8 protein-coding genes and 3 pseudogenes are annotated in these 7,094 nt (G+C 44.6%); 1 reads left to right on the plus strand and 10 read right to left on the minus strand.

Translation table 11 applies throughout. The features are described from left to right. The 10 genes and pseudogenes from NFS35_RS28325 to NFS35_RS28370 form a co-directional block, all read right to left on the minus strand. Nucleotides 1–186, minus strand: a pseudogene (locus NFS35_RS28325) (hypothetical protein); the annotation flags it as partial. 133 nt (nucleotides 187–319) lie between these two features. Further along, nucleotides 320–523, minus strand: coding sequence for a hypothetical protein (locus tag NFS35_RS28330; RefSeq protein ID WP_242977962.1), 204 nt, complete (start codon nucleotides 521–523; stop codon nucleotides 320–322). 507 nt (nucleotides 524–1,030) lie between these two features. Beyond that, a pseudogene (locus NFS35_RS28335) lies at nucleotides 1,031–1,452 on the minus strand (RNA polymerase sigma factor). A gap of 481 nt (nucleotides 1,453–1,933) precedes the next feature. Then, nucleotides 1,934–2,302 carry a YxeA family protein gene (locus NFS35_RS28340; protein WP_161930983.1) on the minus strand — a complete coding sequence of 123 codons (369 nt, stop codon included), beginning with the start codon at nucleotides 2,300–2,302 and terminating at the stop codon, nucleotides 1,934–1,936. A gap of 16 nt (nucleotides 2,303–2,318) precedes the next feature. Then, complete coding sequence (locus tag NFS35_RS28345) at nucleotides 2,319–3,098, minus strand: ABC transporter permease (protein ID WP_161930986.1); 780 nt, start codon at nucleotides 3,096–3,098, stop codon at nucleotides 2,319–2,321. Continuing rightward, nucleotides 3,098–3,886, minus strand: a complete 789-nt coding sequence (locus NFS35_RS28350; protein ID WP_161930984.1) for an ABC transporter permease — start codon at nucleotides 3,884–3,886, stop codon at nucleotides 3,098–3,100. Before NFS35_RS28350 ends, NFS35_RS28345 begins: the two co-directional genes overlap by 1 nt. Continuing rightward, nucleotides 3,879–4,805 (minus strand): ABC transporter ATP-binding protein, encoded by a 927-nt coding sequence (locus NFS35_RS28355; RefSeq protein WP_002594743.1) that lies wholly within the window; start codon nucleotides 4,803–4,805, stop codon nucleotides 3,879–3,881. Before NFS35_RS28355 ends, NFS35_RS28350 begins: the two co-directional genes overlap by 8 nt. Before the next feature lie 113 nt (nucleotides 4,806–4,918). Further along, the gene (locus tag NFS35_RS28360; RefSeq protein WP_002594744.1) at nucleotides 4,919–5,836 is read right to left on the minus strand and encodes a sensor histidine kinase; all 918 of its coding nucleotides are present in this window, start codon (nucleotides 5,834–5,836) and stop codon (nucleotides 4,919–4,921) included. Nucleotides 5,837–5,841: 5 nt separating this feature from the next. Then, on the minus strand, nucleotides 5,842–6,534 hold the full coding sequence (locus NFS35_RS28365; protein WP_007037412.1) for a response regulator transcription factor: 693 nt from the start codon (nucleotides 6,532–6,534) through the stop codon (nucleotides 5,842–5,844). Then, a complete protein-coding gene (locus tag NFS35_RS28370; RefSeq protein ID WP_161930985.1) occupies nucleotides 6,527–6,715 on the minus strand; it encodes a helix-turn-helix domain-containing protein in 189 nt (62 codons plus the stop codon). The genes NFS35_RS28365 and NFS35_RS28370 overlap by 8 nt, the downstream gene beginning before the upstream one ends. Nucleotides 6,716–6,868: 153 nt before the next feature. On the opposite strand from NFS35_RS28370, the pseudogene NFS35_RS29845 reads away from it, so the two are divergent. After that, nucleotides 6,869–7,094, plus strand: a pseudogene (locus NFS35_RS29845) (helix-turn-helix transcriptional regulator); the annotation flags it as partial.

A 7,094-nucleotide genomic window follows, 5' to 3' on the forward strand; every position in this document is an offset into this window, starting at 1 on the left:
ATAAGACAGGAGCAAATCTGTTTTTATCATACAGGTTTGCTCCTGTTTTGTATAGGTACGCACTATCCACCGTTTACGTTCTTTCTCCTTCGGGGGAAGTACCGGCGTGAGGCTTTCCAGCACAATGATCTTCCCTTGAAATGCGACAGACTTTGTTTCTCGTTCATAAGCGACAGTTTGCGTCATTGAAAACCTCCTTTGCGAAAGTGCGTGTATATGCCAGCCTTTCCCGCTTGTCCCGTGGGGAAATGTCAAAAGACGGCACCCAGCAGGTGCCGCCCTTTGAGCTTTCTCCACTTCGGGTCGATGTGGCCCGAGGTCAGTAAGGACTGGAATGGTACTTTTCTTTGGCGTCCTCCACGCTATTGAGGTCAAATACTTCATAAAGCTGCCCCACAACACGCTGTATATCCTTCTTTGAAAATCCGCAGTCCTCCATTGCCATAATGACATAACCACGGCAGGCGTCATTGCTCCATTCGTCAGGTTCCAAGCCGGGGATCATTCCAAACGCATTTCCCATAAAGTGCTCCTTTTTTGAAAAGATGGGGAGCCACGCCGGATCGGTTGGCCTATCATCAGACAGCATTGCCGGGAGCTCCCCATAGGTTTTCACTTCATTTCAGACACATCGGACGGACATAGGCTTCATGCCCCATAGTATTTCAACTCTCCCCATTCTGATGGCAAGGCGTTCTCATTGCCTGCGACGGCTCACGGCTTGCAAGGCCGCTTCAACGCTCGGACTGTGACTAAACGCAAGTATCCGGGTTCTGCGCCTGTTCCGGTGGAGCCAGCCTTGCCCCACCTATGGCATGGACCTGTTCGCTCGCTCAGTTTTACAAAGACTGTATTCTCTGAAATCCGAGGTCATGGCGGGTCTGTCACACAGCGCGTTCCCCTTCGTATCCGGGTGTCTTTTTATTCAATTTTCAATCTGCATGAGGCTTGTCTGAACCTCGGGCCATTGTGACCCGAAGTGTTTTACCTCTCATAAGCCATTTCATTTTCCGGCCTAAATCGGTACGCCTTACAAAGAATTTTTCAAAATTTTTTCTAAGTGCCGCAGACCTCGCTCGATTGCACACGAACCACTTTTTCATGGACGCCCTCTGCTCGTGCAATATCCTGTTTGGTCATGCCGAGAATGAAATGAGCATAAATCCGTTTTGCCTGTTTGTCCGGCAGACTGGAAATCGCTGCGTGAAGCTCCTGCATGGTCACTTTCCGCTCATACAGTTCATGGGGAGATAAGGCGACAAAGACAGCTTCATGTTCCAGCCCGTCATCCCGATCAAGGGAATAGTAGGCTTTGTGGCGGTATGTACGCAGCCGGTACGCAGCCTCTTTACGATCAAACTCTTTGAACATTTCTGCAACTTCTTCCGATACTTCCATGAAGCAATCCGATGTATAGAATGGGTAATAGTCCCGCAAATTGATAATAGCCATATTGACCTCCGTTTCGGTTGTTGGTTGACGAGTGACCGAAACGAAGGCGGCGGGGAGCGGCACCGGGGAATGGCTTCGGGCCAACATGACCCGAAGCAGCCCCATAAGAACACAAAAGCGCCCGGGCGGCATGAAGCCACACGGACGCATGAAATGACATGATAGTTAAGGTTCCAACAAATTTCGCATACATAGCCGGAATAACCCGGAGGGGGAGCTACGCTTTTTTTAGCTGGTGTAGGTCATGGGTACTGTGAAAAAAGACAAAAATAGACACGGCGGCAATCCTCCTATATGCCGCCGTGGATTTACACGGTGTTAGGTCGTCGTTGGTTTAGGATAGACGAAAAGAAACGGCGGCTCTGAAAATCAAAGCCGCCGCTTCGTAGGCGCATGGAAATGTGTCTGCTGTACGACGGCTTTTTTCTTTTGCCGTCGTGCGGCAGATAATATTTTAGGTGATAATCAATTATCGTTCTCTTTATTGCGGTGCTGTATAGTTTTTTTGTACGACTGCGGGAAGCTCGTCATACTGAACTTCAATCCATTCCAGCACACCACGAAGGGGCATTACCGTCAGGCGAATAAAAGCGTCCTCTTTCAATTTCCTCGATGTTCCAAAGGTAATGTCCTTTTCGTTTCCGTCCTCGTCATAACAACGCAGCGTGTAGGAGTAGTCCATGCTTCCCCCGAAGTTAATTACACCTCCGGCAGATTCCGTCTGCTCGATTTTGGTGTTGTCGATCTGTGAATAGTAATAGGTGCTGCCTGCACCCGAAAGCAGGAAAATGCCAAAACAGATTGCCACGAAAGCAACGGCGCCAATCCCAATCAATATTTTTTTCTTCATGTGTAAGTCCTCCTGTTTACCAGCCTTTTTTGAGGGCGGTTTTTTTCGGCTTTTTAGCAACTTTTGCGGATGAAACATTTTTTGTTGTAACTACAATAGCCGCAGAAATCAATAAGACAACTATCATACTTAGGCTGCATAAGCCTATATTCCAATGGACAGCCACATCATGGCTTCGGTACTGAATCAGCCCCATGCTCGCTGTAATCGGATAGAGATTTGCAAGAGACATATTTCCGGCTGCGAACATTCCCCCGTAGCCATAGACAAATGCAAGAATGACACCTATCATGTGTCCGTTAGGAATACGGGCAGTAAAGGCTATAATTGGCGTTACGGCTATATACAAAAATAAGGTATTAAGGGTAATCTGTATCAAAGCCTGTATTACGACTGTTACCGAAAATCCCGGAAAACCAACAAGTAATTCCGCAGCGACAGTAAAAACGGTACTTGCTATACCTAAAAATACGGACAGGAAACCACAAACAATCAGTTTTCCACCAATCAATGCAGGGTAGGAAATAGGTATTGTCATAATGCTTTTTAAGGTATCATCTGATTTTTCACGAGCAATAATATATCCTGCAATCAGAGTAATACACATAGGAAAGATTGTTGTCGTATTGTTTTGAATAACCCGCTCTACCAAATGCGGAAACGTCCAAACTGTATCGTCTAATGCGATAGAGCTAAAAAGAGTAATTCCGACAGAAAGAAGCATTAACAGAATACCTGCCCAAATGATATGGTATCTCTTGAGCTTCCATATTTCCGTTTTGACAATTCGGTACATCATTGTTCCCCCCTTTTCTTATATAAGAAACTTATCAAAGAGATTGATATAACAGTCATTATCCCTAAAATGACAACCGTTTGAATTGTTGACGGAATAATGGTTTTAAGAGCCGTTATGTTTAGTGGAAATCCGTGTTTTTCCATATCTCCCGCACCCCAGAGCGTAGTAAGCGGAATAGGCAAAAGCCAGCATAACCATTTAGGTAATACCCCGAACATAGTTTCAACAGTAAGGCTTGCCACACTGTAAAACACACATAACAAAATAGAAAAGATATATGTCCGGCTAAAGAAAACAACCAGTACAATTATCGGTAAAGTTCCTGCTGTTATAAAAATGCCTAATTCGATTGCAACAAATAGTTTATAGGCAATTCCATATACTTCCATCGAAAAACTTCCACAAACAACGGTGGCAAGCATAGAAGCCAGACAAAAGATAATTCCAAAAATAAACAGAACAATGATTTTTGCTATAATCATCTGGGTGCTTGTTACCGGGATTGTGCGTAAGTTTTTGAACGTGTCATTGTCACGCTCCATAAAAAACAGCATTGCCGCAATAACTCCAATGACACAAGGCAAGAGAAAGATAACGCCATATCCCATGACCATATTAAATAGCCCGTCAAAGAGGTCTGCTTTATTCGGGTACTTTTCTAACATTCTCGGTGTCGCCATCATAAATGTGATAGGAACTGGGAATAGAAATGCAGACAAAAAGACAAAAGGGATAAATTTCTTCCGTTTCAATTTCAAAAATTCGCATTTGATTAGTTTAAGCAATTCCTTCGCCCCCTGTCACACGCTTGAAGTAATCTTCAAGACTTTCTTCACAAGTATGCGCCTCCGATACCTCCAATCCGTTTTCTACAAAGGCAGTTACAATTTTCCCCACAGGCAGATCAAGGTTGTGCAGGCGCAGATTGTGGTCGTCCTGTATGGAAAAATGGTTTTCATGGAAATTGCGTTCCAAAATTCTTGCCGCCTGTGCAGTATCAGAGAGCGTAAACCGGATATGCTTACTGCTTTTTTGCTCCAGCTCAGCAAGGCTTTCTTCTTCCAGCAATGCGCCGTGGTCGATAATTCCAATATCGTCAGCCAGCAAGGAAATCTCCGAAAGAATGTGACTGGAAATCAAAATGGTTTTTCCTCTTGCGTCGCAAAGCTCCCGAATAAAGGAGCGTACTTCTGCAATACCGATGGGATCGAGACCGTTGATCGGCTCATCCAAAATTAAAAGTTCAGGATCGTGCATAACAGCAAGGGCGATGGCAAGCCGCTGCTTCATACCAAGAGAATACTGGGAAAAGAGCTTTTTATCTTTGTAGGGCAGTCCTACCAAATCCAGAGCGTCTTTGATGGCATGATTGTTTGGTACGCCCCGCAGAGTAGCAAAGATACGCAGGTTCTCTGTGCCGGTCAGATTGGGATAAAAGCCAGGGGACTCAATCAGGCTGCCAATACGGGGCAACAATTTCTTTTCATTCCCCTGCAAGGGCTTTCCCCAGATTTTGACCTCTCCGGAAGTCGGCTTCGTTAAGCCCAACAGCATTTTCATAGTAGTGGTTTTTCCGGCTCCGTTTCTGCCAAGCAGACCATAAATTCTCCCACGCTTCACATGGATATTTAAGTCAGCCACACTCTTTTGTGAGCCGTATTGCTTCGTCAGATTTTTTGTTTCAATGATGTAATTTGTATCCATATTCAAAACCTCCTGTTCTGTAAGGTATTCTATCACGCCAACCTTGCATTAACCTTGCAATTTGAAATCCGGCAAAAATGACAAAGGTTCCCGCCATAAAGATGGGAACCCGCTTAAATCTCCAAAGGAAAAAGCAACATAAATTCAGTTCCTTCTCCCGGAAAGCTTTCAACTGTTATGCTTCCACCCATCTTTTCTACAAGCTGATGGACAATAGAAAGACCAAGTCCGCTGCCTTTTTCGGAGCGTCCTTTATCACACTTATAAAGCCGTTCAAATATGTGTTTCAAATCGTCTTTCTCAATTCCTACTCCATTATCCGCCAGCAGCAGCTCCATGTTATTTTCCTTCTTTGACAGGACAATTTTGATTTTGTCTGCATGGCTGTGAGCGATTACATTTTGAATGAGATTGTTGACGATCCTCATATAGCTGTCCATATCCAATCTTACCCGGACAGGCTGTTCGGGAATATCAATGTCATAATCAACCTGTTTATCCTCAAAAATCGGTATCCAGTCAATCAGGATATTTCTTGTCAGCTCTGCGGCCTCAACGCTCTGGATTTCTAAAGCAAACTCGTTAGAATTTAACTTGAACCAGTCAAAGAGCACATCAATATATTCTTTCAGATCATGGGCTTTCCGTCGGGCGGTTTCAATATAATCATCCCGGTCTTTTCCTGTGACCAGTCCTTTGTGTGCAGCGTCAAGATACCCAATCAGAGTGGTAAGGGGCGTTCGCACATCATGGGAAAGGCTCGTCATAAGCTGGCGGTTGGTTTCCTCTGTCTGCCGTACAGTTGAAAGTCTGCTTTCATAGGACACAACGATCTCATTGATTTCATAGGCAAGAGGTGCTGTCAGTTCATTTGTTGCAGACAGAATACGCCGGTTGCCATTTCCGTTTTTCACATCAACCAGCACATCGGTCATTTCTGCTATTTGTTTTTTTACGCGCCGAACGAGAACGATGGAGGTCAGCACAGCCAAAACAGCAATCACAATGGACAAGAAAACGATGATTTCCATGCTGGCTACACCTCCTTATTAAACCGGTAGCCAATCCCTTTGACCGTTTGTATATATTTTGGGCTTGAAGGATTGACTTCTAATTTTTTACGAAGCCGACTGATAATCGCCATAATGTTACTGTCGTCATAGAAATATTCTTCGCCCCAAACTTCCTCATAAATCTGCTGTTTTGTCAAAATTTTTCCTTGATGCTTTGCACAGTACAGGAGCAGATCAAATTCCTTTGGCGGAAGTTCAAAAGTGCCATTTTCCGTCGTAACAGAACGATTTTCAAGGTCAATTTGCAATCCATCAAAATCCAGTTTTTGCACAGCTCCGGCTTGATGATTAAAGCGGGTGTAGCGGCGAATGAGGGACGCAATACGGGCAATCAGTTCGTCCATATCAAACGGTTTTGTCAGATAATCGTCCGCCCCGGCCCGTAAGCCCCGCACTTTAGAAATGCTGTCATTTTTGGATGTAAACATCAAAATCGGCAGGCTGTTCTCTTTGCGGATTTCTTCCAGCGTTTCAAAGCCATCCATACCGGGCATCATCACATCCAGCACCACAAGCTGATACTCCTGCTCTTTTAATTTCTGCAAGCCCTCTTTTCCGGTATTACAAAAATCGGCTTCTATATGTTCCGATTGTACGCTGCGTTTAATCAAAGCGCACAGTTCTCTGTCATCATCTATAATCAAAATTTTATTCATGGCGCAGCTCCTTCCCTTGTCTTGTCCGCCCATCAATCGGCTTCTCCGCAGTTTTAGGGATCAGCCAAACACCAGCCATTTTCACGGCGCCGTGGATACGCCCACCGGCACAATAATAATTTACCCTACGAGGTGTCACGCCCCACTTTTCGGCGGCCTCTTTCAATGTCATATAGTCCATTTCGCACCTCCACAGAATACATTATAGTTCTTTATCTCGAATAGTACAAGTTGGAGGCTGCACATTGATGAAATGAAATACTACTTTATGTAAAATTCCATTACATTCTCATAATCCAACCCGAAATGTACAATGATATAGGGTGATATGAGAATGAACCAAGATGAAAGAAGGTTTGACTTTCACGGCCTCGGGGCGGCTCTCAAAAGAGCCAGAGAAGAAAAGGCTGGACGCAAGCCTATGTTGCGGAATTAGTAGACCGTGACTCCCGTACCATTATGAATATTGAGAACAAAGGTCAGTATCCCAGCTTCGACCTTTTTGTTAAACTCATTACCATGTTTGACGTTTCAGTTGACCAGTTTATTCATGCGGACGG

The organism is Acetatifactor aquisgranensis (assembly GCF_943193215.1).
Classification (GTDB): domain Bacteria; phylum Bacillota; class Clostridia; order Lachnospirales; family Lachnospiraceae; genus Acetatifactor; species Acetatifactor aquisgranensis.

Coding starts and splice junctions, on each gene's coding strand:
- NFS35_RS28330 (WP_242977962.1), bottom strand. CDS start 523: ATGGGAAATGCGTTTGGAATGATCCCCGGCTTGGAACCTGACGAATGG.
- NFS35_RS28340 (WP_161930983.1), bottom strand. CDS start 2,302: ATGAAGAAAAAAATATTGATTGGGATTGGCGCCGTTGCTTTCGTGGCA.
- NFS35_RS28345 (WP_161930986.1), bottom strand. CDS start 3,098: ATGTACCGAATTGTCAAAACGGAAATATGGAAGCTCAAGAGATACCAT.
- NFS35_RS28355 (WP_002594743.1), bottom strand. CDS start 4,805: ATGGATACAAATTACATCATTGAAACAAAAAATCTGACGAAGCAATAC.
- NFS35_RS28360 (WP_002594744.1), bottom strand. CDS start 5,836: ATGGAAATCATCGTTTTCTTGTCCATTGTGATTGCTGTTTTGGCTGTG.
- NFS35_RS28365 (WP_007037412.1), bottom strand. CDS start 6,534: ATGAATAAAATTTTGATTATAGATGATGACAGAGAACTGTGCGCTTTG.
- NFS35_RS28370 (WP_161930985.1), bottom strand. CDS start 6,715: ATGGACTATATGACATTGAAAGAGGCCGCCGAAAAGTGGGGCGTGACA.